Annotated in this window: 24 protein-coding genes and 1 pseudogene; 18 read left to right on the top strand and 7 right to left on the bottom strand. The window is 64.2% G+C overall.

What is annotated here, in order from left to right; translation table 11 throughout:
- Nucleotides 1–33 precede the first annotated feature (33 nt).
- The gene (locus tag U1737_RS19165; RefSeq protein WP_332797893.1) at nucleotides 34–486 is read left to right on the top strand and encodes a hypothetical protein; all 453 of its coding nucleotides are present in this window, start codon (nucleotides 34–36) and stop codon (nucleotides 484–486) included.
- A 185-nt stretch (nucleotides 487–671) separates the two neighbouring features.
- Here the strand turns inward: U1737_RS19165 and U1737_RS19160 are convergent, their stop codons facing one another.
- Nucleotides 672–944: a hypothetical protein gene (locus U1737_RS19160; RefSeq protein WP_332797892.1), complete on the bottom strand. Its 273-nt coding sequence runs from the start codon at nucleotides 942–944 to the stop codon at nucleotides 672–674.
- A gap of 233 nt (nucleotides 945–1,177) precedes the next feature.
- Between U1737_RS19160 and U1737_RS19155 the strand changes: the two genes are divergently transcribed.
- A complete protein-coding gene (locus U1737_RS19155) occupies nucleotides 1,178–4,594 on the top strand; it encodes an amidohydrolase family protein (protein WP_332797891.1) in 3,417 nt (1,138 codons plus the stop codon).
- Nucleotides 4,595–5,115: 521 nt separating this feature from the next.
- Here U1737_RS19155 and U1737_RS19150 read toward each other — a convergent pair.
- Entirely contained in the window at nucleotides 5,116–6,381 is a 1,266-nt protein-coding gene (locus U1737_RS19150) for a LytR/AlgR family response regulator transcription factor (RefSeq protein WP_332797890.1), read from the bottom strand.
- Nucleotides 6,382–6,709: 328 nt separating this feature from the next.
- Between U1737_RS19150 and U1737_RS19145 the strand changes: the two genes are divergently transcribed.
- Together U1737_RS19145 and U1737_RS19140 are read left to right on the top strand one after the other, a co-directional pair.
- Nucleotides 6,710–7,942, top strand: a complete 1,233-nt coding sequence (locus U1737_RS19145) for an acetamidase/formamidase family protein (RefSeq protein ID WP_332797889.1) — start codon at nucleotides 6,710–6,712, stop codon at nucleotides 7,940–7,942.
- Nucleotides 7,943–8,271: 329 nt separating this feature from the next.
- A complete protein-coding gene (locus tag U1737_RS19140; RefSeq protein ID WP_248520465.1) occupies nucleotides 8,272–8,646 on the top strand; it encodes an alginate export family protein in 375 nt (124 codons plus the stop codon).
- A gap of 42 nt (nucleotides 8,647–8,688) precedes the next feature.
- Here the strand turns inward: U1737_RS19140 and U1737_RS19135 are convergent, their stop codons facing one another.
- The 3 genes from U1737_RS19135 to U1737_RS19125 all read right to left on the bottom strand — a co-directional run bounded on the left by U1737_RS19135 (nucleotide 8,689) and on the right by U1737_RS19125 (nucleotide 10,398).
- Nucleotides 8,689–9,240 (bottom strand): DsrE family protein, encoded by a 552-nt coding sequence (locus tag U1737_RS19135; RefSeq protein ID WP_443027160.1) that lies wholly within the window; start codon nucleotides 9,238–9,240, stop codon nucleotides 8,689–8,691.
- A 94-nt stretch (nucleotides 9,241–9,334) separates the two neighbouring features.
- Nucleotides 9,335–9,736: an ArsR/SmtB family transcription factor gene (locus tag U1737_RS19130; protein ID WP_332797888.1), complete on the bottom strand. Its 402-nt coding sequence runs from the start codon at nucleotides 9,734–9,736 to the stop codon at nucleotides 9,335–9,337.
- Nucleotides 9,733–10,398 (bottom strand): peroxiredoxin, encoded by a 666-nt coding sequence (locus U1737_RS19125; protein WP_332797887.1) that lies wholly within the window; start codon nucleotides 10,396–10,398, stop codon nucleotides 9,733–9,735. Before U1737_RS19125 ends, U1737_RS19130 begins: the two co-directional genes overlap by 4 nt.
- An 89-nt stretch (nucleotides 10,399–10,487) precedes the next feature.
- On the opposite strand from U1737_RS19125, the gene U1737_RS19120 reads away from it, so the two are divergent.
- From U1737_RS19120 to U1737_RS19080, 9 genes are all read left to right on the top strand, one after another.
- Entirely contained in the window at nucleotides 10,488–11,408 is a 921-nt protein-coding gene (locus U1737_RS19120; RefSeq protein WP_248520468.1) for an MBL fold metallo-hydrolase, read from the top strand.
- Nucleotides 11,408–11,845 carry a YeeE/YedE family protein gene (locus U1737_RS19115; RefSeq protein ID WP_248520469.1) on the top strand — a complete coding sequence of 146 codons (438 nt, stop codon included), beginning with the start codon at nucleotides 11,408–11,410 and terminating at the stop codon, nucleotides 11,843–11,845. The genes U1737_RS19120 and U1737_RS19115 overlap by 1 nt, the downstream gene beginning before the upstream one ends.
- Nucleotides 11,845–12,297, top strand: a complete 453-nt coding sequence (locus U1737_RS19110; protein ID WP_248521420.1) for a DUF6691 family protein — start codon at nucleotides 11,845–11,847, stop codon at nucleotides 12,295–12,297. The genes U1737_RS19115 and U1737_RS19110 overlap by 1 nt, the downstream gene beginning before the upstream one ends.
- Nucleotides 12,290–12,940 carry a peroxiredoxin gene (locus U1737_RS19105; protein ID WP_248520470.1) on the top strand — a complete coding sequence of 217 codons (651 nt, stop codon included), beginning with the start codon at nucleotides 12,290–12,292 and terminating at the stop codon, nucleotides 12,938–12,940. Before U1737_RS19110 ends, U1737_RS19105 begins: the two co-directional genes overlap by 8 nt.
- Before the next feature lie 55 nt (nucleotides 12,941–12,995).
- Nucleotides 12,996–14,654, top strand: coding sequence for a bifunctional protein tyrosine phosphatase family protein/NAD(P)/FAD-dependent oxidoreductase (locus U1737_RS19100; RefSeq protein WP_332797886.1), 1,659 nt, complete (start codon nucleotides 12,996–12,998; stop codon nucleotides 14,652–14,654).
- Nucleotides 14,655–14,683: 29 nt separating this feature from the next.
- Nucleotides 14,684–15,460, top strand: coding sequence for a sulfite exporter TauE/SafE family protein (locus U1737_RS19095; protein ID WP_332797885.1), 777 nt, complete (start codon nucleotides 14,684–14,686; stop codon nucleotides 15,458–15,460).
- On the top strand, nucleotides 15,457–16,275 hold the full coding sequence (locus tag U1737_RS19090; RefSeq protein WP_332797884.1) for a prolipoprotein diacylglyceryl transferase family protein: 819 nt from the start codon (nucleotides 15,457–15,459) through the stop codon (nucleotides 16,273–16,275). The genes U1737_RS19095 and U1737_RS19090 overlap by 4 nt, the downstream gene beginning before the upstream one ends.
- A 17-nt stretch (nucleotides 16,276–16,292) precedes the next feature.
- Nucleotides 16,293–16,922, top strand: coding sequence for a DsbA family protein (locus tag U1737_RS19085; RefSeq protein ID WP_332797883.1), 630 nt, complete (start codon nucleotides 16,293–16,295; stop codon nucleotides 16,920–16,922).
- A 340-nt stretch (nucleotides 16,923–17,262) separates the two neighbouring features.
- Nucleotides 17,263–17,688 carry a fasciclin domain-containing protein gene (locus U1737_RS19080; protein WP_332797882.1) on the top strand — a complete coding sequence of 142 codons (426 nt, stop codon included), beginning with the start codon at nucleotides 17,263–17,265 and terminating at the stop codon, nucleotides 17,686–17,688.
- 176 nt (nucleotides 17,689–17,864) lie between these two features.
- On the opposite strand, the gene U1737_RS19075 is transcribed toward U1737_RS19080, so the two are convergent.
- Both U1737_RS19075 and U1737_RS19070 read right to left on the bottom strand, forming a co-directional pair.
- Nucleotides 17,865–18,113, bottom strand: coding sequence for a hypothetical protein (locus tag U1737_RS19075; RefSeq protein WP_332797881.1), 249 nt, complete (start codon nucleotides 18,111–18,113; stop codon nucleotides 17,865–17,867).
- Between the two features lie 233 nt (nucleotides 18,114–18,346).
- Nucleotides 18,347–19,196, bottom strand: a pseudogene (locus tag U1737_RS19070) (efflux RND transporter permease subunit); the annotation flags it as partial.
- Here U1737_RS19070 and U1737_RS19065 point away from each other — a divergent pair.
- From U1737_RS19065 to U1737_RS19045, 5 genes are all read left to right on the top strand, one after another.
- The gene (locus U1737_RS19065) at nucleotides 19,165–19,296 is read left to right on the top strand and encodes a hypothetical protein (RefSeq protein ID WP_332797953.1); all 132 of its coding nucleotides are present in this window, start codon (nucleotides 19,165–19,167) and stop codon (nucleotides 19,294–19,296) included. The pseudogene U1737_RS19070 and the gene U1737_RS19065 sit on opposite strands and share 32 nt — an antisense overlap.
- Before the next feature lie 307 nt (nucleotides 19,297–19,603).
- Nucleotides 19,604–20,026: an RNA polymerase sigma factor gene (locus tag U1737_RS19060; RefSeq protein ID WP_332797880.1), complete on the top strand. Its 423-nt coding sequence runs from the start codon at nucleotides 19,604–19,606 to the stop codon at nucleotides 20,024–20,026.
- Between the two features lies 1 nt (nucleotide 20,027).
- Nucleotides 20,028–20,945, top strand: a complete 918-nt coding sequence (locus tag U1737_RS19055) for a FecR family protein (RefSeq protein WP_332797879.1) — start codon at nucleotides 20,028–20,030, stop codon at nucleotides 20,943–20,945.
- Nucleotides 20,946–21,032: 87 nt separating this feature from the next.
- Nucleotides 21,033–24,062: a TonB-dependent receptor gene (locus U1737_RS19050; protein WP_332797878.1), complete on the top strand. Its 3,030-nt coding sequence runs from the start codon at nucleotides 21,033–21,035 to the stop codon at nucleotides 24,060–24,062.
- 328 nt (nucleotides 24,063–24,390) lie between these two features.
- Nucleotides 24,391–25,566: a hypothetical protein gene (locus U1737_RS19045; protein ID WP_332797877.1), complete on the top strand. Its 1,176-nt coding sequence runs from the start codon at nucleotides 24,391–24,393 to the stop codon at nucleotides 25,564–25,566.
- Nucleotides 25,567–25,831 lie beyond the last annotated feature (265 nt).

Here is a 25,831-nt window from a genome sequence, read left to right as displayed (position 1 = left end):
GCCCTATGCCGAGGCCAGCCACCGGAGACCGCGATGAAAGCCCAGACGATGCGCCGTGTGCGCCAGTCTCACTTCTACCTCGGCATGTTCTTCGCGCCGGCGATCCTGCTGTTCGCGCTGAGCGGTGCGCTCCAGACGTTCCGGTTGCAGGAGACCAAGGGCTATGGCGGTACGCCGCCCGGCTGGATCGTCTGGATGGCCAGCGTCCATAAGGACCAGTCGCTTCCTCGCGAGAACCACACCACGCTGCAAGCGATCAAGCCATCTGCATTGGTCGCTCAAGTGCCCCGCAGTGGGCAAGATCGACCGTTCACGCTGATCTCGCCGCTGCCTCTGAAGATCTTCGTTGCTTTGATGTCGCTCGGGCTGCTGGCGTCGGCAATCCTCGGGATTGTCATCGCGCTCACCAACCGAACGATGCGACGACGGTCCATGATCGTTCTTGTAGCGGGAGTAGCGTTGCCACTTCTCCTGCTGCTTAGCTGAAACTGTTCCGGCTGCGTCGGCGCACGGACGACGCGGCATGAATAAAGGTCTGAAGCTGGGGACCGCCAAACGGCCTGTGAATGTCTGGAAATGGGTCTACGCGGGCGTCGTGCGATCGGTAATCATAGGATCCGCTCACCGGCATGGATCAGCTCAGCGATAGTGCCAAACCAGGGCAATCACCGTTAGGCGCTTTTGATTTCTGTGATCTCGCCGTTTGAAAGTCCCGGGCCTTCCTCGTGCAGGAACCGCAAGAGTTCGACGACTTCCTCCGAACCAAACTGCAAGTCGAGGCTATCCATTCGAATCGAAATCGCTTTTCTGCTATCTGCGGACAGACCGGCGACAATATCAGCGCAGTCTTCGAGCGTTCCTCGTCCCAAAACGTCTGAGGTCACTTCACCAGAGGCGTCGACCGAGTAGATCGTGGCCGGTTCGCTTAACGGGTATGTCGTCATCGTGTATCCTTACTATTCGTCGTCGATAGGAGAACGCACCGACGTGCATATTGGGCACGCTGACATCTCGCTGCTACGACTTTCCTAGCCGAAGCAGCCTGGCGACAGGAAGGGCTCATCATAGAACGCGTGGCGAGCACCGCCATTAGCGACCGCCGCGTCCGCCTCGATCTTTGCGGGTGACCGCGGCGGCGGATCGGCTAAGCTAGCTTGCAACAGGAGATCCGCGTACCGTGAAGCACACATATATCACTCTTGCCTTATGCCTGTTGGCCGCGCAGCTTTCGGCCCAGAGCGTGCCGCCGCCAGTGAACAGGCCGGTCGAGCAGACGCAGGGGCCGGAGGACAAGGCGACCGCGCCGGTCCCGGAGCAGACCGGCACGTTGCCCCCGCCAACGACGCCGCCCGTCGCGCCCCTCGCGCCCGTCGTGGTCGCCACGCCGAAGAAGCCGCCTGTCTGGGACGTCAGCAATCCACGTGGCCTGAAGACGCGCGAAGTTCCGATCCGGGTCGACGAAGGCAGCTGGATGAACGTCGACGTCTCGCCCGACGGCGGCATGCTCGCCTTCGATCTGCTTGGCGACATCTATACGATGCCGATCGCGGGTGGCACGCCGAAGCGTATCGCCGACGGCCTGGCGTTCGAGCATCAGCCGCGCTTCTCGCCCGACGGGCGGCGGATCGCCTTCACCTCGGATCGCGGCGGCGGCGACAATATCTGGGTGATGAACGCCGATGGCAGCGACAAGCGTCAGGTGACCAAGGAAGATTTCCGTCTCCTTAATCAGCCAAGCTGGAGTGCGGACGGGCGCTTCATTGCCGCCAAGAAGCATTTCACTACCGGGCGGTCGCTCGGCACCGGCGAAATCTGGTTGTATCACGTGTCGGGCGGCGGCGGTGTTCAGCTTGTCAAGCGCGCCAGCGAGGTGCTGCAAAAGGAGCTGGGGGAGCCGATCTACGCCCGCGACGGCAAGAGCATCTATTACACGCGCAACGTGTCGCCCGGCCCGATCTTCGAATATGCGCAGAATTCGCGCACCGATCTGTTCGATATCGAGCGCTACGACCTGGATTCGGGCGAGGTGACCAGCGTTGTCTCCGGCGTCGGCGGATCGGTACGCCCCACGCCAAGCCGCGACGGCAAACGGATCGCATTCGTACGGCGCGATAACAACGTCACCAAATTGTGGGTCAAGGATCTGGCCAGCGGCGTCGAGCGTATCGTGTACGGCCCGCTCGATCGCGACGTGCAGGAAACCTGGGCGGTGACCGGCGTATATCCCGAGATGGCCTGGACGTCCGGCGATAAGGAGATCGTGTTCTGGGCCGGCGGCAAATTGCGCCACGTGAACCCCGACGACGGCAGCGGCGCGGTGATCCCGTTCCGCATCGACGATACGCGCGTCATCGTCGATGCGGTGCACCCGCAGATCGAGGTCGCACCCGATACTTTCGCGACCAAAATGCCACGTTGGGCCAGCGTCTCGCCTGACGGCCGCACCGTGGTGTTCGAAACGCTCGGTAAATTGTGGACCAGGCCGATAGCGGGCGGCACGCCGACCCGGCTGACGCGCGGGCAGGAGGAAATGGAGGTGTTCCCGAGCTGGTCGCGCGATGGGCGCCAGATCGTGTTCGTCGGCTGGACCGATGCGGGGCTCGGCCAGGTCCGCACCGTCGCGGCCAGCGGCGGAGCGCCGCGTACCGTCACAACGGCCGCCGGGCATTACCGCATCCCGCGTTTCTCGCCCGACGGCCGGACGATCGTGTTCGAACAAGGCGAAGGCGGGCGACTGACGTCCGCGCGCGGCAATCCCGGCATCGGGGCGTACCGCGTCGCGACGACCGGCGGCGCGCCGGTGCGCATCGCCAAGGACGCCGCGTCGCCGCAATTCGGCGCGAGCGGCGACCGCGTATTCCTGATCGTCAACGAAAAGGACAAGCGACAGCTGATCAGTACCGGGCTCGACGGGCAGGATCGCCGCGTCCATGCCGAGGGCGAACTGATTAACGACTATCAAGTGTCGCCCGCGGGCGACTACATTGCCTTCCGACAGAATTACGAGGCGTTCGTGATGCCGCTGATGCCAGGCAAGCAGGCAGTGACGGCCGACGGATCAGCCAAGTCCGGGGCGTTGCCGATCACCCGCGTCAGCGGCGACGGCGCCGACTTCATCAATTGGTCGAACGACGGCAAGGCGATGCACTGGAGCGCCGGTCCGACGCTATACACCGCGCAGACCAGCGCCCTGTTCCGCGATGCGCCGGCGGGCGAGGATGCGCCGAAGTTCGCCGCACCCCGCACCGGCGTATCGCTGTCGATGCCGGTGACTGCTGCCAAGGCCACGGGCACGGTCGCCCTTACCGGTGCGCGCGTCATCACGATGGCCTCAAAGGATGGCGGGATAATCGACGACGCTACGATCCTGATCCGGGGCGACCGCGTCGCCGCGATCGGCCCTCGCGGCTCGGTCGCGGTGCCCGCAGGCGCCAAGACCGTTGAACTCGCCGGCAAGACGATCATCCCGGGGCTCGTCGATGCGCACGCGCATGGACCGCAGGGTGAAGACGAACTGGTGCCGCAGCAGAACTGGTCGGCGATGGCCAATCTCGCACTCGGCACGACGACAATTCATGATCCCTCGTCCCGCTCGGCCGAAGTGTTCCCGGCGGCGGAAATGCAGCAGTCCGGTATGCTGCTCGCGCCGCGTACCTTCTCGACCGGGGAGATCATCTACGGTGCCAAGGCACCCGACGTGTACGCGCAGATCGAAACGTACGAGGATGCGCTCGCCGTCGTCCGTCGCCTCAAGGCGCAAGGCGCGCACAGTGTGAAGAACTACAACCAGCCGCGCCGCGAACAGCGTCAGATGGTCGTCGCCGCCGCTCAGGCCGAGAATATGGAGGTCGTTCCCGAGGGCGGATCGCTGTTCACGTTGGACATGAGCCTGGTGCAGGACGGCAATTCCACCGTTGAGCACAACGTGCCGCTGGAGCATTTCTACGCGGATGTAGTGAGTTTATGGTCGCAGTCGACCGTCGGCTACACGCCCACCTTGGTCGTCGCCTATGGCGGGCCGGCGGGCGATCCCTACTGGCGGGCGCATAGTGACGTCTGGCGGCATCCCTTGCTCAGCCGCCACGCGCCGCCAGCTTTGCTCGCCGCGCAGAACGCACGGCGCGAAATTGCGCCGGAGGAGGATTATGTTGACGGCGCGACCGCACGCGAAGCGAAGAAGCTTGCCGACAAGGGCGTGCCAGTGGCGATCGGCGCGCACGGGCAGCAGCCGGGGCTTGGCGCCCATTGGGAACTATGGAGCTTCGTGCGCGGCGGCTTCACGCCGCTCGAGGCGCTCCGTGCCGGCACGATCGAATCGGCGCGCTCGCTGGGGTACAACAAGGATGTCGGCTCCCTTGAAGTAGGCAAGCTCGCCGATCTAGTCGTTCTCGATGCCGATCCAAGCGTCGATATCCGCAACAGCGACAAGGTGTCGCAAGTGATGCTTGGCGGGCGGCTGTACGATGCGGCAACGCTGAATGAGGTCGTCACCGGCGCGCGCAAGCGGTTACCCTATTGGTGGGAAGGCGCGGGTGCCGGCACGGACACCGGCGTGAAGATCACTGTCGGCCATGGCTTCGGGGACGTTGACTGAGCGGCGATGCGCCATACCCGTCAACTTCACGCTTCTCGGCTTTCAGCGTCCTTTCCCTCTCCCATCGGGAGAGGGAAGACATGTCGTACGCCAACGGCGGCAATGTCCGAACCCCAGTCGTTCCGAGCGGCTGGCTGGGCTGCTCGGGCAGTCTACATCCAGATGATCGATCGGCTGATTCCGGGAAGCGTCCAAGCGACGTTGAGCGTTCACTTGTGGGTCTGGCCGCCGCTGCGGCTACGGCGAAGTCGACCAAAATCAGGCATTCCCAAATGACGTGGAACGACCGCGTTTTCCAAGACCAGCCGTCGCCAGGCAAACGGATCGCCTTTCGGTTCTGCGCCAATAGCGGTCATTCGCACCTATGGTTGCCGATACCGTAAACGCACATCGTGACGCAGGTCGCTGACACCTGGGGTGCCGCGCAAGACCGTGGCACGGCCAGCAGCATTAAGATCGACCGGTCTGACACCAGCGGCTTACTTGAAATGAATCCAGGGTTGGGAGTTGAGCCGAGGGAGCTACCCAATGGTAAATGCGCGCAAATCGGCGGCGTAGGTGCGCCCGACCGGCAGGGTTGTTCCTCCGGAGAGTTTGGCCACGCGACCGCCCGGTCCGGGCCGAGTGCCGGACAAATGCCGGACATTGATGGCGTGGCTGCGATGAATACGGATGAAATCCGAGGGCAGAAGCGCCAAGGCGGTCTTGAGCGTCATGGTCACCATGATCTCCCGTCCATCAGTCAGATAGATGGTGCAGTAATCGTCATCCGCCTTCAGGAAGGTAATCTTCGAAGGAAGTATGATGTGGTGGCGCGCGCCATCGCGCAGGGTGACGGTTGGCTCACTGGCAGGAACAGGAGAGTCGCTCGCCTCGGCCGGCCGCAGTACCGCTGCTAGACTGAGCGCAATCGCGGCTCCGGCAGCCGTAACGTAGTAGACGGTATCGAGAAAGTCAGGGCCGGCGCGATAGGCCCATACGGCAAGCGACACGGCCGCAATGAATAGCGCCGCCGCCCTGCGATCGCGTCGCATAGTTGCCGGTGCTGCTCCTGCCGCGGCGGCAAGCAGCGCGACAACGAACACAGCCAGTGCCTGACGATCGAGACCAGGTAAGATCAGACAAGCGACCGCCATCGCCACCGCTGCGCCGCTGCTCATCGCCCGGGACCGGGCCGGCAGGAAGGCGCGACAGGTCAGGATGACAAGAAGCAGGCCCACGCCCGCTGTCAGGCCGGTCAGGGCGGTCAGGCGTGCGAGATGCCACGGGTAGGTGTAGGGGACCGCGATATTGCTGACTTCGATCAGTCCCTGCACGACGATCAGCGCTAGGATCGTCATGGCCGGCAGTACCATCCTGCCGATCCGCCCTAGGAACAGCAACGCCCCCAATAGTAGGAGCGCGCACGCAGGCACGACGAGCGTCGTCAACGTGGGTAGGTAATGGCGTAGCGTGTAAGCGTCTGCATCACGCGGCTGACCAATCATCAGCCGGTGGATCGGCTGGCCGACCGGAAACCAGAGGTGATGCGCCGATAGGATGATCGTCACGCGGTTGTCACCGGCACGGACGAGGCGTGGGGGGACAGGTATGCTGACGGTGTAAAGGCCCGGTGCCTCCGATGCCCGATCTGCGCCGGGTACTCCGTTGCGGCCGATCAATATTCCATTCCAGCGCACTTCGGCGCTCGCCATCGCATCGATATCGACGGCAAGCGGCGCATCGGCCTCATCAGGCGAGATAAACACGACTGTAGACAGAGTCGTGACCGGCATCGTCGGCGTCATATGCTCCGGCACGACTGGATGGCAGAGCGAGGGCCGGCCGGGATTGCACTGCTCCCATCGTACGGCAGGTATCGCCCAAGCTGGCAGCGCGACAGACATGGCCATAAGCAGGCAAAGGATACGAAACGCCGTCATCCCGCCGGGCTACCATGAAAGCGGCGGTCGTTCACCGATCAGGCTCGGCGTTCACCGATTGACGGTTCCGCCGCAGGGGCCGCGGACGGTAGCTTGAGCCGCTCACCCATCCTTGCGAGTATCCTTCACCATGTCCTCATTCCGCCGTCTTGTCCTGATCCTATCTGCGTGCGCTCCGATTCTGGTCGTGCCTGTGGCGGCAGCCGAAACCTGGATCGTCCGTACCGACCTGTGGGGCAATCCCGCCTTTTCGACACTCATGCTGGAACACGGCGACAAGGGTGTGGCCGGCGATATCGACGGCGACAGGATCGAGGGGGGCATGACCCGCGACGGGATGACAATGACCGCCATCGACGGGCAGGGCCGCTCATCCACCTATGCGGTGCGACTGCGGGGGAGCGAGCTTACTGGCACGGCCGACCTGCCGGACACCAATGATCCCGCCGCCCGAGCGTCGCATGCGGTAACGGGATGGCGTGTACCGGATAGCAGCGGTGGACCGCGCACGATCGATTTCATCCCGACCGACTATTCCAACACCTGGAACGCCGATCGTCGCCCGGTCCTCGTCGTGCGGCCGGGCGACACGATCCACACGACCACGATCGACTCCGGCGGCGTGGACGAGCATGGCAAGACCCGCGCGCTGTTCGGCAATCCACAGACTGGACCGTTTTTCATCGCGGGCGCGCAGCAGGGGGACACGCTGGTCGTACATATCCGCCGGTTGAAGCTTAACCGCGACTGGGCAGACAGTTTGGATACGGTGGTCGGGCGTGCCTTGGGCAGTTCGCTGGTTTCGGAAGCGACCAACCTCGGCAAGCCAGTCAAATGGCTGCTCGACCGCAAGGCCGGTTGTGCGCGCCCGGTAGAGGCCGAGGGGGCACTTGCCGGCTATTCGGTGCCGGTAAAGCCGATGCTTGGTGGCCTGGCGGTCGCTCCCGGGTTCGGGATGCCGGCGATCTCGACCGGCGACACCGGACGGTTCGGCGGCAATATGGATTTCAACGAGGTCGTGGAGGGCAGCACCGTCTATCTGCCCGTCCAGCAACCGGGCGCATTGCTCTATTTCGGCGATGCGCATGCGCTTCAGGGCGACGGCGAGACCACGCAATACGCGCTTGAGACATCGATGGACGTGACCATCACGGTCGATGTCATCAAGGGCCACGCCGTGCCGATGCCGCGCGTCGAATCCCCGACGCAGATCATGGTGCTGGGACAGGCCGGCTCTCTCGACGAGGCACTTAAGCTTGCCAGCACCGGTATGATCCAGTGGTTGCAGGAGGACTACGGCCTGACGCTGTCGCAAACGGCGCAGGTGCTTGGCACGGCGATGCACTATAGCGTTCCCAACCTTGCCGGGCGCAGCGTCGGTGTCGCCGCCCGGATCGACAAGGGGCTGTTGCCGGCAAAGCGATGATCGATCGACTCGTTCCGAGGAAATTGGTTCAGATGTCGGAGCCAGAGCCAGCAGCTTTCTGCGATGAGCGCGCGGTCGTTCTCGTCGACGACGACCATCGCGACGGTTGGGAGCGGCGAGTATTCCTCCGGGAACGAGAAGTGGAGGACGGTCCGGTTCGAGCGGCGGATCCAGTCGAGTTTAGCAGGTCGAGCATGTCGATGGAGCTGCCGACTATGATCGCGAGGGTGCGATTGCGCTCGTCCGCTCGTCCGGGCTGGGCGATGAGAAGGTAAGCGGCCAGTTGCTGCGAGGTACGTTCGGTCAGCGAACGGGTGGGCTGTGATCCCTTGAAGATCGATACGCTGTACGGTGCCCGTCGTTTCGAACTCGGTCCGACCGAGCTGTTCGGCGCGGTGGATCGCTCGAACCTTGTCTCTCTAGGCGTCGGCGTGAAGGCATCGCCCACCAAGCGGCTGTCGCTGATGAGCGACTATTGGCTGTTCCGGTTGGCAAGCGCCTTCGATCGGTTCAGCAACAGCGACGTTCAGGACGAAGCCGGTCGCGCCGGGCGCCGTGCGGGGCAGCAGGTGCAGGCCCAGCTCGAATACGACCTCTTCCCGCAGTCGTCGCGCTGGACATCGGCTCTGCGCGACTGTTCAAGGGGCGCTTCTTCCGCGACGCGCCGAGTGCATCGCCATGCCTCGATGATGTCCTCGTTCTGACGGGGCTTGGCCTGGGAATCCTTGTCCGTATCGCGCCGTGCGTCAGTCCGGGATCAGCGCGTAGCCGCGCAATTGCAGAGTGGCCAAGGTGGTCAGCGCGGAATCATCGACGACGACGTCCTTGACGATCTGCTCCGGGGTTATGCTGTTTCCGATCATCGCCTGGCTGCAGACCTGGACCGAAACGCCCGCAGTCTGCAGGGCGGCGATGAGCGCGATATTCGGATTCTCGGCGACCTTGGTCCGCGCGGCATAGGGGGCGTTCTGAAGGATCAGTGGGGTCGCAGGGCCGTGGATGATCGCGACGATATCGCCCCGCACAGGACGCACCTTGTCGGCGCCTAGCAGATTGACGAACCGCGCGACCTTCTCGAGGCTCGGGTTGAGCTTGTCCGGCGATGGGGCCGCCTTGGTGATGTTGAACAACACCCGGTAGCGCAGTTTGGGATCAGGGCGCTCGGCCGCGTCCGGCATGGGAACGATCCCGCCGAAGCGCGGAATGACCGGATAAACGGGAGCGGTGGAAGCTCCAGCTAGGCCGGCGGTCATCATTGCCGTCGCAGCCAGCAGCAAGGCACATACGGTTCTCGGCATGATCGGTCTCCATCTGGATCAATGGGCATGGCATAGTCCGACGCGAGTGGCCGCACGGTCTTGCCCGAAGTTGGTGAACGGCGATTGCGCCAGCTTAGCCGACACGCGCGAACACGGCCGCGACAATGCGCTTGGGAGCAGGTGTCGGTGACGGCTCGGTCGCCCCGGTGACGCGTTCCAAGGCGGTCGCCACGGACTCGCCACTGCCGAACATCGCCTCGATCGCGCGGACGCAAAGCGTCACGTCGTTATCGGCCAGTCGGTAGAAAACCTGTTTCGCCGCGCGGCGCATCACGACGAGATCGGCCTTTCGCAATTCGGCAAGCTGCTGGCTGAGGGCCGGCTGGACGATCCCCGTCGAACGTTCGAGCTCGGCGACGATCTCCTCGCCGTCGAGCAGGCGGGACAGGATCATGAGCCGCTGCGGCTGCGCATAGGTTTTGAGGCGGTCGGCCGCGGCATTGGCACGCTCGCGGGACTGATAGATCGCCGTCATCGATCGGGCTGGGTCCGATGAAACCAGTCCGCGGGAGCATCGTCGCCGATCGCCGTCTCCGCGGTCTGGGCAGGGGGGACCAGCACATCGTCGCCAGGTTGCCAGCCGGCAGGGGTGAGGACGCTGCCGTCGGCGGCGCGCTTCAGCGCGGCGAGCATGCGGACCATCTCGTCGATCGAGCGGCCGATTGTCATCGGATACCAGGTGACGCCGCGGATGACGCCTTCGGGGTCGATGAAGTATGTTGCGCGCACCGCGGACGCATCGGCGGCATCGTCGTCGATCATGCCATAAGCGCGACCGACCGCCATCGATGGGTCCTCGATGACCGGGAAGCGGATTTCGACGCCGAACAGCTCTCGGATCGCGCGCAGCCATGCGATGTGCGAATACAGGCTGTCCACCGAAAGCCCGAGCAGGACAGCGTCCAGTGCCTCGAACTGCGGCATCGCCTTGGCCAGCGCGATGAATTCGCTCGTGCAGACCGGCGTGAAGTCGGCCGGATGCGAGAAGAACACCACCCAGCGACCGCGATACTGGTCGAGGCTCAACTCGCCACGCGTCGTGCGGGCGTGAAAGTTCGGCGCGGTGTCGCCGATCCGCAGCGGTCGCGGTCCCGTAGCGCCAGCAAGCGCTGCTTCTGCGTTTTGTATCATCGCCATCTGATTGCCTCGACACGCTTTCACACGCAACGTACATACGTAATTACCGATGTACTGTAAGTCTGAAAGTATAACTGTATATGAGCGTTATGACCGACCCGATTCTCGCCGCTGCCGCATCGCAAGTGTCCATCGCTCAGGCGGGGCCCAAACTCGTCGTTCGCAGCTTCTTCGACGAGCCCACCAACACCGCGAGCTACGTCGCGCACGATCCGACGACGCTGCGTGCGGCGATCATCGACAGCGTGCTCGATTTCGATGCGGCCGCGGGCCGGACGGATACCGCCTCCGCCGACGCCATCATCGCGTATGTGCGAGGGGAGGGGCTGACGATCGACTGGCTGCTCGAGACACACGCCCATGCCGACCATCTTTCGGCGGCACCCTATCTGCAAAAGGCGCTGGGCGGCACGCTCGCCATCGGCCGCGACATCCTGCGGGTGCAGGACGTGTTCGGCAAGATCTTCAACGCCGGTACCGAATTCGCCCGCGACGGCTCGGAGTTCGACCGGCTGTTCGACGACGGCGATGCATTCGCGATCGGTTCGATACCGGCGATCGCGCTCCACGTACCTGGGCACACCCCGGCCGACATGGCCTATGTCATCGGCGAGGCGGTGTTCACCGGCGATACGCTGTTCATGCCCGACTATGGGTCGGCACGCGCCGATTTTCCGGGCGGCGATGCGCGGCAGCTCTACCGCTCGATCCGGCGGCTGCTGACCCTTCCTGCCGAAACACGACTGTTCCTGTGCCACGACTACAAAGCGCCTGGACGTGACCGCTATGTCTGGGAGACCACTGTCGGTGCGCAGCGTATCGGCAACGTCCATGTTCATGACGGTGTCGAAGAGGACGCGTTCGTCGCGATGCGGACGGCTCGCGACGCGACCTTGGGGATGCCGAAGCTGATCCTGCCGTCGATCCAGGTCAACATGCGCGGCGGCCACTTGCCCGAGCCCGAGGCGAACGGCACGCGGTACCTCCAGATCCCGCTGAACGTCCTGTGATGAACTGGACGGGCGCCATGCCGCTTGCCGGGTTGACCGGCGGCCTGCTGATCGGCCTTGCCGGCGCGATCATACTGCTGGGACTGGGCCGGATCGCCGGGGTCAGCGGCATGGTCGCGCGCGCGACGGGTATCGCATCCGGCGGGACGCCATGGCCGATCGCCAGTGCGTTCATCCTCGGTTTGCCACTCGGAGCCTTGCTGGTGGCATTTGCCTTCGGACCGATAGCCACCCGGTTTCCGACGTCCGTCACGGCCCTCGTGCTTGGCGGCCTGATCGTGGGGTTCGGCACGCGTATGGGTAGCGGATGCACCAGCGGTCACGGTGTCTGCGGCCTGTCGCGCCTCTCGCCGCGGTCGATCGTGGCGACCGCCAGCTTCATGGCCGCAGGGTTTGCCACGGTGGCGGCGATGCGCGCGTTGGGGGTGACGTCGTGATGCGCCGCGTCCTGATCGCTCTGCTGGCCGGGGTGCTGTTCGGTGCGGGCCTCGCGCATTCGGGCATGTCCGACCCCGCTCGGGTCCGCGCGTTCCTCGACCTGTTCGGCGGCGCGTGGGACCCGACCCTGGCTTTCGTAATGGTCGGCGCCATCCTGCCGATGGCGGTCGCGTGGAGGATCCGTCGGCGGCTCGACGCGCCGATCGCCGACACATCCTTCGTCCTGCCAGCCACGACCGGGATCACGCGCTCCCTTATCGGCGGGTCGGTGTTGTTCGGCATCGGCTGGGGCATCGCCGGGCTTTGCCCCGGGCCCGCCATCGCCGACCTCGTCATCGCCCCCGTTCCGGCAGCGATCTTCGTCGCCGCAATGCTCGGCGGCATGATCCTGCACCGCCTGCTGCTTGCCCCCCCGGCAAAGCAGCCTCACCTGGAGACGCCTCATGTCTGATACATTTACGGTCGGCCTGCCGCGCATCAATGCGCCCGCACCGGGCTTCTCCGCCAAGACGACGCACGGCGATCGCACGCTCGCCGATTACAAGGGCAAGTGGCTCGTACTGTTCTCGCACCCGTCGGACTTCACGCCCGTCTGCACCACCGAGTTCATCGGTTTCGCCGGGGTCGCGGCCGAGCTGAAGGCGAGGAATTGCGAGCTGCTCGGGCTCTCGATCGACAGCATATATTCGCATATCGCCTGGACCCGGAACATCGCAGAGAAGTTCGGCGTCGAAATCCCCTTTCCGATCATCGAAGACCTGAAAATGGAAGTCGCGCGGGCCTATGGCATGATCCACGAGGGCGCGAGCGACACGTCGGCCGTGCGCGCGACCTTCGTGATCGACCCCGAAGGCGTGCTGCGCGCGATGCTCTATTATCCGATGAGCAACGGTCGCTCGATCCCCGAGATCGTCCGCCTTGTTACCGCGATGCAGGCAAGCGATGCCAACGGCGTCGCGACGCCCGCCGGATGGCAGCCGGGCGAGGACGCCATCGTGCCGCCGCCCAAGACGATCGCCGCAGCCGCCGGCCGCGAGGGCGAAGGCTTCGCGTACACCGACTGGTATTTCTCGAAGCGCCCGCTCGCCGCCTGACTTCGTCTCCGGCGCGCGCGTTGCGTTCCGGAGCGCCCCCTCGAGGACGATCCGCATGACCATCAAGCCGCTTACCCTCGCATTGTCGGTATCGCCCCAGCTGACCGAGGCGGATATCGCCCAGGCAGCGCGGGACGGGATTCGCGCCATCATCGACAACCGGCCGGATGGCGAGGAGCCGGGGCAAGTATCCGCCGACGCCATGGAACGGCTTGCAGCGGCGCACGGCATGGCGTTTGCGCATGTGCCGGTCGTGCCGGGAAAGATCGGCGATGAGGATGTCGCGCGCATGGCCGATGCGCTGTCGCGGCTCGACGCTCCGGTCCTCGCCTATTGCCGCACCGGCACGCGCTCGGCGTCGCTTTGGGCGCTCTCGCAAGCCGGGGCGCTGCCTGCGGATACGATCCTCAGGACGGCGAGCGACGCCGGCTATGACCTGACGGCGCTTCGTCCCCGACTTGAAACAACCGTGGCAATTCCGGAAGGAGCGGGACCGTCGCGGGCCGATGTCGTCATCGTCGGCGGTGGCTCGGCAGGGCTGGCGACGGCGGCATCGCTGCGCGAGCGTAACCGCTCGCTCGACATCGTCGTCATCGAGCCGCGCACCGAGCATGACTATCAGCCGGGCTGGACGATGGTCGGCGGCGGCGTGTTCGATGCCAAGGATACGCGGCGGCCCGAGGCGAGCGTCATGCCCGCCGGCGTGCGCTGGATCAAAGGCGCGGTCGCCAGCTTCGAGCCCGAGCGCAATACCGTGACACTGGAAGACGGCTCCACCGTCGGATACCGCGCGCTCGTCGTCGCACCGGGGATCGCACTCGACTGGGCCGGGGTGGATGGGCTCGTCGAGACGCTCGGGCGCAACGGCGTCACGTCCAACTATAGTTACGAAACCGCACCCTATACGTGGGAACTGGTTCGGTCCCTGAGGGGCGGCACTGCGCTGTTCACCCAGCCGCCGATGCCGATCAAGTGCGCAGGCGCTCCCCAGAAGGCGATGTACCTGTCGTGCGATCATTGGCAGCGGCAGGGCGTGCTCAAGGACATCGACGTGCAGTTTCACAACGCCGGGGGCGTCTTGTTCGGCGTAAAGGAGTTCGTCCCGCCGCTGATGGCCTATGTCGAACGCTACGGCATCGACCTCCAGTTCGAGTCCACCCTGGTCGCGGTCGACGGATCTGATCGAACCGCCACCTTCCGGGAGAAGGGCGGAGAGATTACCAAATCGTTCGACATGATTCACGTCACGCCGCCCCAGAAGGCACCGGCGTTTATCGCGCACAGTCCGCTCACCAACGACACGGGGTATGTGGATGTCGATCAGACGACCCTGCAGCACATTCGCTACGCCAACGTGTTCGGTCTGGGTGATGGCGGATCGACGCCCAACGCCAAGACTATGGCGGCCGCGCGCAAGCAGGCCCCGATCGTTGCCGAAAATCTGCTGTCGATGCTCGCCGGCAAGGCGCCGATGGCGCTCTATGACGGCTATGGCTCATGTCCGCTGACGGTCGAGCGCGGCAAGATCCTGCTCGCCGAGTTCGGTTACGGCGGAAAGCTGCTGCCGAGTTTTCCGAAGTGGATCATCGAAGGCACCAAGCCGCAGCGGCTGTCCTGGCTGCTGAAGTCCGAAGGCCTGCCATGGATTTACTGGAACGGCATGCTCAAGGGCCGCGAGTGGATGGCGCATCCCGAGCATCGCCAAGCCGCCTGAGCCAGCTCCGCCGTCCAAGGTCCATCTTCATGCTCGATACCATCCAATACCTGCTGGGCGCAGTGTCCGGCGGCCTGGTCGGCTTCACGCTTGGCCTCGTTGGCGGGGGCGGCTCGATCCTTGCCGTGCCGCTGATGGTTTATCTGGTCGGCGTCACCAATCCGCACGTGGCGATCGGGACGAGCGCGCTCGCGGTCGCGGCGAACGCGGCGACGGGCCTGCTCAGCCATGCGCGGGCCGGCACCGTCAAGTGGCGCTGCGGGCTGATGTATGCCGGGTCAGGCGTGCTCGGGGCCTTTGCGGGATCGACGGCGGGCAAGGCCGTCGATGGCCAGCATCTCCTCTTCCTGTTCGCCATCGTCATGGTCGCGGTCGGCATCCTGATGCTGCGTGGTCGTCGCAACCTCGGCGTCGAGGGCGCTGCCTGCAATCGCGCAAACGCCCCGAAAGTGCTAGGCTTCGGGCTTGCTACAGGAATTTTCTCGGGATTTTTCGGCATCGGCGGCGGATTTCTGATCGTGCCCGGACTGATCGCATCGACCAGGATGCCGATGATCAACGCGGTCGGAACATCGCTGGTCGCGGTCGCGGCGTTCGGGCTGGCGACCGCCACCAACTATGCGCTATCCGGTCTCGTCGATTGGCCGCTCGCGGGCGTCTTCATCGCTGGTGGTGTCGTCGGCGGCATGGTCGGGACGGTCGTTGCCAAGCGCCTTTCCGGCCGCGGGACGCTCACGACCGTCTTCGCGATCCTCATCTTCGTCGTTGCAGCCTATATGCTGTGGAAGAGCGCGGCCGCGTTATGACGATCGGCAATACCGTCGCTCTGGGTCCGCTGGTGGTGTCGACCGACCGATTGCTCGCGCTGCTCGCGATCGCGGCCTTCATCGGCTTGGTGTCGTTTCTGACGCGAAAATCGCCCCGGCCGACGTCGAACGCGGTCACGGCGGCGGTCGTGGCGGGCTTGGTCATGGGACGCATTGGCTATGTCGCCATGCACATTGCTAGCTACAGCGATGATCCGCTGTCGGCGCTCGCGATCTGGCAGGGCGGATTTTCCGTGATTGCGGGCATCGTCGGGGCGGCGTTGGTGCTCGTCGCCACGCTCCGCCGTTCCGCCGCGCTCTATCGGTCGCTGGCGAGCCTGGGTATCGCCGTCATGGTCTGGGCAGCGGCTGCGCATCTCCTCGTCGAGGATACCGCCATCCCTCTGCCCAAGGGACTTGTCGCCTACACGATCGATGGACAGCCGGTTGCTATCGATAGTTTTCGGGGAAAGCCGTTCGTCATCAACCTGTGGGCGACCTGGTGCGGACCGTGCCAGCGCGAGATGCCGATGCTGGTGCGGGCCGCGGCGGCACGTACCGCAGTGCCGGTCCTGTTCATCGATCAAGGCGAGACGCCGGACGTCGTAAAGGCTTTCCTGGCCACGAAGCGACTGACATCGCCGCATCTGTTGGTCGACCGTAGTCAGGATTTCAGCCGGGCAGTCGGTTCGGGCGCCCTGCCGACCACCCTGTTCGTCGCTGCGGACGGCATGATACGCGAGAGCCATGCCAGAGAGATTTCGCGGGCTGCGCTCGACGACGGTATCGACGATATTCTGGAGACCAATCAATGACCCGTGATCGCTCCTTGATGGCGCTGCTCGCAGTGCTAGCGATATCCGGCGTCGGCATGTGGTCCACGGACGCGATGAACCCGGCGGTCGCCGCAACGATCACCAAGTCGGCAATCCTGGAAGATCCAGTCGCCCCGAAAGTCGCGCCTAAAGGCTATGACATCACGATCGTTCAGTTCGCGGACTATAATTGCGGCTATTGCCGGCGCATGCATTCCGTGGTCGCGGCCTTGATCGCCTCCGATCCGAAGATCCGGCTGGTCTATCGGGACTGGCCGATTTTTGGGCCCGTGTCGGTAGAAGCCGCGCGCGCCGCCATCGCCAGCCAGTGGCAGGGCAAGCACGAAGCCTTCAACGCAGCACTGTATGCAGGGGCGGGGAAACTGGATTTTTCCGCGATAAGGACCGCCGCAAATCGGGCAGGGGTGAGTTGGCCCCGGCTGCAAGCCGATCTTGTAAAACACAAGGCTGAAATCGACGCCGTGCTCGCGCGGACCAACGAGCAGGCCCCGGCAATCGGCCTGCAAGGCACCCCGGCGTTCATTATCGGCGCCTATCTCGCGCCCGGCGCGCTCGACCTTGCGACCTTGCGCAAGGCTGTCGCGGAAGCACGCCGTAATCCGGATGGTCCGGCCAAGGCGCCATGATCCACGGCAACAACCCGCTCTCGCAAACGGCCCGGTTTGGAAGAGAGTGATAAAGGCAGAATCTCCCTTCGTATTCTCGATTCCCCTAGATCTGCATCATCGAAAAGCTGCAACTCTCTTTCAGTTCGCGGCTCGCACCTGGTGTCGGGGACGTCGATTTCCATACGACCAAAAGGTCATATCGCGCATCGGTCTGCCGGGTGGAAAGAGAGGCGTGCCGGACAACGACATGGCGCGGCGACTTCCGATCCCAGGCTCCGAACCGAAGCCGCGGCGGATCGTCGCGCGGGTCGGAACTTGGCGAACGCGCTATTTTTTGCTCTGATCTAGGACCGAAAAGATGACCGATACAAAGCATGATATTGTCGATACCGCCGTCGCTGCGGGTTCGTTCACGACGTTCGTTGCCGCGGTCGGCGCGGCAGGGCTAGTCGACACACTGAAGGGTGCGGGGCCATTCACGGTCTTCGCGCCGTCCGACGCCGCGTTCGCAGCACTTCCGGGCGGCACTGTCGACGATCTGGTCAAGCCTGAGAACAAGGACAAGCTTACGAAGATCCTCCTCCTCCACGTACTGCCAGGTACGGTGATGGCGGCGGACGTGACCGGCAAAGTGCTCGACCCGGCAACCGCGGGCGGCGCCACTGTCCACGTCGATGGCACTGACGGCGTGACCGTCAACGGCGCCAAGGTGGTGACTGCCGACATCGCCTGCACCAACGGCGTTATCCACGTGATTGACACGGTGCTGCTGCCGACCGGCTAAGGCCTTTGAAATCCGGCACCGGGGCGACATCGTCCCGGTGCCGTCGGTTGAAGATAAGCCTGCGGGCTGTGACCGACGGTGACGTAACCGACCCGATCAACTTTCCCCGTTTGCCTGCTGACCTCGGTCAGTGGGTAAATGGGAGTTATTCACTTTGTTGATTTTCCCGCCAGTAGTTACCGGCCAATTTCAAGGGATAACGACGCTAGTTCACCATCGCGATCATTGCGAACCGGCTTCATCAGGCCGTCCTTCACGCTCGCCTGCTCGCCTTGCTCGGCACATGCGTTTCCAACGAGAACGATCGCGCCAGCGCCCTCATCGAAGCCTGCTTTGGCAACGGATTGAACACTTGGGTCGTGATCATCAACCTGGGTATGGAACTGAGGTTCAATCCGGCACAATTCGCGATCGTCCTTGGCCAAGGGGCCAGGTTCGGTTTGTCCCGAAATCGGTGCTGGCGCATCATGCAGGGGCGTTACAGCCTGCTGGTCTGACGGTCGAGGGTTGGGCTTACGCTCCATAGTGCAGCTCATACCCAAGTGATTTGGGCGTGCTCCATGTCCCTTCAGCGCCCATGCCGACGATTATGAGCGACGTTGACCGCCGCAGGGAGGCATGCCGCCGCTCGCTGAGGAAGAACGACTGAGGAGTATTTGAGCACGGCGACCCCCGATAGCGCGATGAAGCCGACCGCGGCCGAGACCGAGAACGGCATGCCGTGCAGCACGAGTGCGAGTACGCCGCCGACCAGCGCGAGCGGTACGCCGGTGAAGACGATCATCGCGTCGCGCAACGAGCCGAGCGCGCCGTACAGCAGCAGCATGATGACCGCGAAGCAGACCGGTACGACGAGGAACAGCCGATCGTGCGCGGACGCCAGGGTCTCGAACTGCCCGCCCCATTCGACATAAATGCCGGGCGGCATCTTCACCTGCGCGTCGATCGCGGCGCGCGCGTCGGCGACGACACTGGCGACGTCCTGGTCGCGCACGTTGGCTTGGACGACAACGCGCCGCTTGCCGTTCTCGCGGCTGATCTGGTTGGGGCCGTCGACTACCGCGATATCGGCGACCGTCGATAGCGGCGCGAAGCCGCCGGCGGACGTCGGCACGGGTACCTGCGCCACTTGGGTCAGGTCGGAGCGCGACGCTTCGGACAGGCGGATCACGACGGGGAAGCGGCGGTCGCCCTCGAAGATCAGACCGGCTTCGCGCCCGCCGATCGCGGCGGCCACCGTGTCCTGCACGTCGCCGGCTGTGACGCCGATCCGCGACATCGCCATGCGGTTCGGGTGGATGTCGAGCATCGGCAGGCCCTCCGTCTGCTCGACGCGAACGTCGACGGCGCCGCTTGTCTTGCGCAGGATCTTGGCAATGTGGTCGGCGGCGGCGTTCATGCCCCCGAAGTCGTCGCCGAGCACTTTGACGGCAACGTCGCCGCGCACGCCGGCTAAAGCGCATCTGGATCGGCTGGGTGATCTCGTACTCATTGCCGGGCATCGAAGCCGGCTTTGGCACGCGCGAGGCGTTTCCGGTCGACCCGGCGCGCGATACAAAGCCGCGGATGATCGAGCCGCTCCGCAACATGCCGCCGCGAGGCAGATGATTATGTCGTCACCCATGGCATGATCGCCTCGCAGGCGGCCGGCTATCTGCGCGGCCGCGGCGCCAGCATCAGTGACGGCGAACCCGTCATTGCTATGCCGGGGGAGGACTCGTGGCAGGACCTGTGGTTCTGTCCGAACCCGATTTATAGTCGCGACTTACGGGCAGCGTCATCGGGATTGCACGGGATTGTCACGAAACCGTACCCTAGAGCCCCTAACCGCCACGCTATGAACGCACGGGAAGTTGCAGGTTGCGTGGGAGGGCTGGGCGGGGGCTGGTCGCGGCTGCGCGAGCAGATTGCCCGCATGACCAGGCGCGACGATGCCGAGGATCTGCTGCACGATGCCTGGATCGGCCTGGCAGAGCGCAAGACGGTCGCGGAGAATGCCCCGGCGATGCTCGCCAGGGCAGCGGCCAATCGCGGCATCGACGCCTATCGTCGCGAGCGGCGGCGGGGGGTGTCGGTTTCGCTGACGCTCGTCGAAGCCGTGATCGCCGATGCCACGCCGCTGCAGGACGAAGCGCTGATAGCGCGGCATCGGCTAGAACGGGTGCGGGGCGGCGTCGCACAGCTAAGCCCTCGGACCCGAGAGATTTTCTTGATGCACAGGCTCGACGGTCGTAAGTATCGAGAGATCGCGTCCGAACTCGGCATCAGCCCGAGCGCCGTCGAGAAGCATATCGCGCGGGCCATGGCGCATCTGACCGACTGGGTGGAGGATTGGTGACGTGAGCTTCGACCGCATGCCGGAAAATACAAACCGGCAGGCGGCAGAATGGCTGGCGCGATTACATGCCGATGACCGCACGCCGGATGACGAGGCGGCCTTTCGTGCCTGGCGGAACGCGAATCCGCATCATGCCGACGCATTCGAGCGGGCATCCACAATCTGGGAATCGGTGGGGGGGCTGGGCCCGTTGCCGGCGACCAGCCCCCCGCAGATGTCGCGTCGCGCTGTGCTGGCTGGTGCCGCCGCCGTCGTAGCGGCGGGTGGCATGGTGTTTGGCTGGCAGGAGGCCATCGCCGGCGTCTATCGGACCGATGTGGGCGAGCAGCGTCGTCTTTTACTGGAAGACGGCACGCGGGTGATGCTCGACACCGCGACCCGCTTTCGCTTCCACCCCGAGACCGACGCCCGCATCCTGTCGCTCAGCGCCGGGCGCATCAATCTGAACGTCGCGAAGGATGCCCGCCCCTTCGTGATCGAGGCGGGCGCGCAGCGTGCATCGTTGCCGGCGGGGCGTGTCGACATACGGCGCGATGGCGAATCCGTCGCCTTCACCGCGATCGAGGGCACGCCTCGGATTTTGGGCGACGGGACGGCGCTTGCGCTGGAGCCCGGTCACCGGATGATGATGACCGCCGGACATGCCGAGCGGGTGGACCGGCCCGATCTGCGGGATGTGATCGCCTGGCAGGACGGCCGCCTGGCGTTTCGCGACGAGAGGCTGTCGCAGGCCGTCGCCGAGATGAACCGCTACACGAACCGCCCGCTGATCGTTGCCGATCCGCGGGTCGGCGGGTTGCGGTTGAGCGGCATGTACCGCGTCGGCGACCCGGAAGCCTTTGCCCGGTCCATCGCCATCCTGCTGCCCGTTCGTGTTCAGGCGGATGCCAACGCCGTACGGATTTTCCCGACCGCCTGATTTATTTTCAGCACGCAGGTGAGGAAACCCGCTCGCCCGTCGTCGGGGTGGGGGGCGCTCGCGGGGAGCGCGAAACGGGGACCTTTCATGACGAACCTGAAACGGCAGCTTTACCGGTCGGCGGCGCTTGCGCTCGTGCTGGCCGCGTGGTCGGTATCGACCGTTGCCGCGGCGCAGAACGGCGCGAGGCACGCCCGGATCGATATCGTCGCACAGCCCATGGGCCGCGCGCTGGAGCAGATTGCCCGGCTGAGCGGCACCGACATCCTGTTCACGTCGGCCGCCGTGGCGGGACTGACCGCGCCCGCATTGTCAGGCGAATTCGACACCGAAACGGCCGTGCGTCGCCTGATCGAAGGCACGTCGCTGATCGTCACCCGCGATGCGGCGGGTGCACTGATCGTTCGCCCTCGGTCGGCGGCGGCCGGTCAGACGCCAACGGCATTCGCCGACACCGCGCCCGCGGGTGAAGAGATCGTCGTCACCGCAAAGTTTTCGAATGGGGTCGAACGCGCGTTGGACCTGAAGCGCAATGCCGATTCGATCTCCGACTCGATCGTCGCCGCGGATATCGGCAAGCTGCCCGCCTTCAACGTGGCCGAAGCCTTGCAGCGTGTGCCCGGCGTCACGATCGTGCGCGAAGCCGGCGAGGGCCAGTTCATCAGCGTGCGCGGCCTGGGCCCCAATTTCCAGGCCGTGACGTTCGACGGCATGCCGCTGGCCTATAACGAGAATATCCGCAATTCGGGCCAGTCGGGGCGACAGTTCCGGCTGCAGGTTCTGCCGGCAACGCTGATCGACAGCATCGTCGTCACCAAGTCGCCGACCGCCGACCTGGTCGAGAACGGCATCGGCTCGACCGTCGACATCCGCCTGATCAAGCCGCTGAACCGCGACTCGTTCGTCGCCGCCACCGCCTTTGGCGGGTATGAGGAGCGGACCGACACGGTCAATCCGAACGGCAGCCTGTCGGCCAGCTGGCGCAACGCCGACAAGACGTTCGGCATTCTCGCCGGCGTTTCCTATTCGAAGCGCGAAGTGCAGTTCGATCGCGTCCGCGGTTATTGGCAGGATCTCGCGATTCCGGGGCTGGGCACGGTCAAGGCGCCGGGCGATTTCCAGCCGTATCTCGAGCAGGAAAAGCGCGAGCGGATCAGCGGTGTGATCGGTGTCCAGTGGCGCCCCGTCCCCAATCTCGAATTCGACATCGACGGGCTATATTCGAAATTCAACAACGAAACCTATGAGCGGCGGCTGACCTATTACATCCCGGGTCAGATCGCGCGCCTCGATCTTGCGACGGCGGTGGTCGAGGACGGTCGGCTGGTGGCGGGCACGATCCGCGGGGCGCGGATCCGCAACTACAGCGATTATCTCGACCAGTCGCACGAGAACATGCAGCTGAACGGCACGATCCGGCTCGATCTCGACGGCTGGCGAATCGAGCCGCGCATCAGCTACGCGCGGGCGCGCAGCGACCTCGATACGCCGATCCAGCGCGTGCAATATCGCACCGCCGACGGCGCCGGCGGTGACCTGAGCTTCGATTTCCGCGGTGTCCGCGACGATGCGCGCATCAAGATGCTGCAGACCACACTCGACCTGACCGATCCGTCGAAGATGCGCTATGAAAGCTTCGCGGTGCGGCCGATCAATTCGGAGGATCAGGACAAGACCGGGGTGCTCAACGTCTCGCGCGACGTCGATCTGGGCGGGGAGGGCTTCCGCTTCACCCGCATCGCTTATGGTGGCCAGTATTCGGACCGCTCGCGCGATTATCAGCGCCGCGATCGCAGCACGACCCAGCTCCGTCCCGGCATGACGCAGACGGGCGCATTCCTCGGCTTTCCGGTACCGTCCAATGGCTTCGACCAGTCGATCGCGCAGTTTCAGCGCTGGACCAATGTCGACTGGAATCTGTTCAATGGGGCCTATGTGCTCAACGGCGAGTTTGACGGGGTGAACCCGAGCGCCGGCGACCTCACCCCGACCGCGGCTGATCTGCAGAATTCCTATCGCATCGGCGAGGAAATCGTCGCGGGCTATGGCCGGGTCGATTTTGCCTCCTCGGTCGCCACGATCCCGGTGACCGGCAATCTCGGCCTACGCTATGTGCGGACCTCGACGTCCGTCGACGGCACCACGGTGTCGCCGGTGCAGGGGGCGAACGGCAAGGTGACCACCGCGGTCACGCCGCTGACCACCAAGGGCAACTATGCCGAGTGGTTGCCGAGCGCGAACGCCAACTTCAAGATCACCGACGGCGTGCAGTTCCGGCTTGCCGCCGCGCGCACGATGACGCGCCCGTCGCTGTCCGAACTGCGCAACTCGATCAACACCAACAGCGCGACCGTGACCAGCATCTTCAACGAAGGGGCCGCTGCGCTGCGCGATCCGTCGATCATCCTCACCGCCGCGGCGGGCAACCCCAATCTGCGGCCCTATACGTCGTGGAACCTCGATGCGTCGTTCGAATGGTATTTCCCCAGGTTCGGCGCGTTCACGGCGGCGGCCTTCTACAAGGATATCAGCGACTATATCGCATCGGACTTCGAAACCCGGTCGCTCGCCTTTGCGGTCCGCGACGGGACGACATTGCCGGTCGACGTGTTAGTCGCCACCCCCACCAATGTCGGCGATGCGAAGATCTCCGGTCTCGAATTCGGCTACACCAACAAGCTGCCGGTCGGCCTGGGTGTGACGGCAACGGCAACCTTCGCCACGTCGAAGCTGGAACTGAACCTGGCCGGGGTCGGCGCGGCGAACGCCGGGATGCAGGGCGTGTCCGATCTCAGTTACTCGATCACGCCGTTCTTCGAAAGCGGACCGTTCGAGATCAACGCCAGCTACACCTATCGCAGCAAGTACCTGACCGATTCGGGGGCGGTGGTGACGTCGCTGCCTACGCTCGAGGACGTGGTGGGCAATTATCAGGACGGGTTCGGCATCGTCGACATGGGGGCCAGCTACCAGATCCGGCCGAACGTGGAGGGCTTCGTGCAGGCGACCAATGTCCTGAACGCCCGGCAGGTTTCCTATGCCGGAACCCGCGACGACGTGACCGAAATCCACACCTTCGGTCGCAGCGTCAATTTCGGCGTGCGGGCCAAGTTCTGAACGCAATCCGTCCTGATCACCATGATGGAAGGCGGTAGGAAGAAAATCCCATCCGCCAAGGGTGTCCATGAGCGTAGCGACGCGATCTTGAATGTTCACATCCCGGGCACAAACTCGGCCAGCCGCCGGGATTGGTGAATGACACTGGTCCGCCTCTTGACGCCCAGTTAATGAAGCGGACCTGCGTCGCCTTCGGCAACCAGCTGTTGCCATGGTGCCGTGCAGTGCCGTCAATGATATCCGAGATGCAGCACCCGACGCTCCTGCAATGTCTTCATTGAATTTACCGTATGACAGGACAAACCAAGATAGCAGGGGGATATATTCGATGCTCGTCGCACTCGCTTTGGCCACAGCCCACGCATCAGCCGGTAATCCACCCTCAGCACCCGCGCTTACCGGCAATATATCTACGGACATCATGTTTCGCCCGGTTTCTGCAACGACGGCAACGCTCACTATCCGATCGGCAGGTTCGCCACAGGCCATCGAAATCAAGCGCCTTGACGACACCTTGGCGCTGTTGGCGGACAAGCGCCTCGCAGCGATATGGCCGCAGGTTACGGAATGGGCCGGGATGGGACTCGAGAAGTTGCGCGACAGCGCGATCGGTGCAGCTCAGGTCTTATTTGCAAAAGGGCGCACGAAAGATGCCGATACTAGTCTTGGCTCCGTTGTCGGCCCCAAGCTTCGTGGCACCTTCCTGTTGGCGGACGCACTTCTGAACGCGGGCAGGATCGATGAAGCGACGCGCCTGATGGAAAACGCCCGTGGGACCGCCCCCAAAAAAGGCATGAGGGGACCAATCGAATGGGCAGCGACATCGACCTGGCTGGCGAAAGCCCAGCACGTACAAGGCCACGTCGATGCCGCTATCGGCATCATCGAGGCCAGCATTCCGCCAATGGGAAATGATCGGACGAAGGTAAATCTGGAAGTAAATCGCGCAGCGATGCTTCTTGAGGTCGGTAGAGCGGCTGAAGCCCTGTCTGCGATCGAAGCGGCACAAGATAGCTTCGCCGCGCCAGGCGGGGATGGGCCATTCACGACGAACGCCCGCGTTCGAGGAAGCGACCGTCAGTTCGCCTGGATCAAATCTTGCGCATTAAGCAAGCTTGGACGCACCGCAGAGGCTGCAGCCGCTGCGATGCCGCTGCACGCCGCGGTCGAACCGCAAGAAAATCGTTTCGTGATCGACCCTACTATCACGCTGCGCACCACATTGGCGCGCTGTACCGGAAATGTCGCGGATGCCGCGCAGGCCTATGCTGACGCTCTGGCAGGGGAGCCGTTCGGAGGGGATGCGTTACTGGAACTACAGCCTGCTCTGGTCCAACCTTCGTTCGATCCGGCTTTCATGGCGAAGGTTCGTCAGCACCCTGTTCTGGTCCCGCTACTCGCAGACCGAATGCAGCGTCTAACCGGTGATCTTGTTCTCGCACTCAACGGGTGGCGACCAATGCCAAGATCGAAGTCACTGACATTGGCTTCGGCTGATCGCTGACACCGAGTTCGGGAACTGACGGTTGGACCGGGCCTACTCAGAAGCCGCCGATTGAGACGATGAACGAACGTCCGATTTCGGTAAGCAAGAACGGGCTGCTGATCATCTGCAACTGGGGCGAATTGACACGGCCGAGACCGGTTGATCTTGACGTGACCCCCGTTTTTTCCTCCAGTTGGAGCTAGAGTCCGACCCCGGAAAGGGACGGACAGATGAAGCGGAAGCAGTTTTCGGAAGAGCAGATCATCGGCATCCTGAAGGAGGC

The sequence above is a fragment of the Sphingomonas fucosidasi genome, from assembly GCF_036663855.1.
Taxonomy (GTDB): domain Bacteria; phylum Pseudomonadota; class Alphaproteobacteria; order Sphingomonadales; family Sphingomonadaceae; genus Sphingomonas; species Sphingomonas faeni_B.
The sequence above is the reverse complement of the archived record's forward strand: the minus strand, read 5'-3'. Positions and strand labels throughout refer to the sequence as shown.

Coding starts and splice junctions, on each gene's coding strand:
- U1737_RS19130 (WP_332797888.1), bottom strand. CDS start 9,736: ATGACGGCGATCTATCAGTCCCGCGAGCGTGCCAATGCCGCGGCCGAC.
- U1737_RS19100 (WP_332797886.1), top strand. CDS start 12,996: ATGACCATCAAGCCGCTTACCCTCGCATTGTCGGTATCGCCCCAGCTG.
- U1737_RS19115 (WP_248520469.1), top strand. CDS start 11,408: ATGAACTGGACGGGCGCCATGCCGCTTGCCGGGTTGACCGGCGGCCTG.
- U1737_RS19160 (WP_332797892.1), bottom strand. CDS start 944: ATGACGACATACCCGTTAAGCGAACCGGCCACGATCTACTCGGTCGAC.
- U1737_RS19045 (WP_332797877.1), top strand. CDS start 24,391: ATGCTCGTCGCACTCGCTTTGGCCACAGCCCACGCATCAGCCGGTAAT.
- U1737_RS19120 (WP_248520468.1), top strand. CDS start 10,488: ATGACCGACCCGATTCTCGCCGCTGCCGCATCGCAAGTGTCCATCGCT.
- U1737_RS19105 (WP_248520470.1), top strand. CDS start 12,290: ATGTCTGATACATTTACGGTCGGCCTGCCGCGCATCAATGCGCCCGCA.
- U1737_RS19125 (WP_332797887.1), bottom strand. CDS start 10,398: ATGGCGATGATACAAAACGCAGAAGCAGCGCTTGCTGGCGCTACGGGA.
- U1737_RS19135 (WP_443027160.1), bottom strand. CDS start 9,240: ATGCCGAGAACCGTATGTGCCTTGCTGCTGGCTGCGACGGCAATGATG.
- U1737_RS19050 (WP_332797878.1), top strand. CDS start 21,033: ATGACGAACCTGAAACGGCAGCTTTACCGGTCGGCGGCGCTTGCGCTC.
- U1737_RS19165 (WP_332797893.1), top strand. CDS start 34: ATGAAAGCCCAGACGATGCGCCGTGTGCGCCAGTCTCACTTCTACCTC.
- U1737_RS19060 (WP_332797880.1), top strand. CDS start 19,604: ATGACCAGGCGCGACGATGCCGAGGATCTGCTGCACGATGCCTGGATC.
- U1737_RS19085 (WP_332797883.1), top strand. CDS start 16,293: ATGGCGCTGCTCGCAGTGCTAGCGATATCCGGCGTCGGCATGTGGTCC.
- U1737_RS19150 (WP_332797890.1), bottom strand. CDS start 6,381: ATGACGCCGACGATGCCGGTCACGACTCTGTCTACAGTCGTGTTTATC.
- U1737_RS19110 (WP_248521420.1), top strand. CDS start 11,845: ATGCGCCGCGTCCTGATCGCTCTGCTGGCCGGGGTGCTGTTCGGTGCG.
- U1737_RS19095 (WP_332797885.1), top strand. CDS start 14,684: ATGCTCGATACCATCCAATACCTGCTGGGCGCAGTGTCCGGCGGCCTG.
- U1737_RS19090 (WP_332797884.1), top strand. CDS start 15,457: ATGACGATCGGCAATACCGTCGCTCTGGGTCCGCTGGTGGTGTCGACC.
- U1737_RS19080 (WP_332797882.1), top strand. CDS start 17,263: ATGACCGATACAAAGCATGATATTGTCGATACCGCCGTCGCTGCGGGT.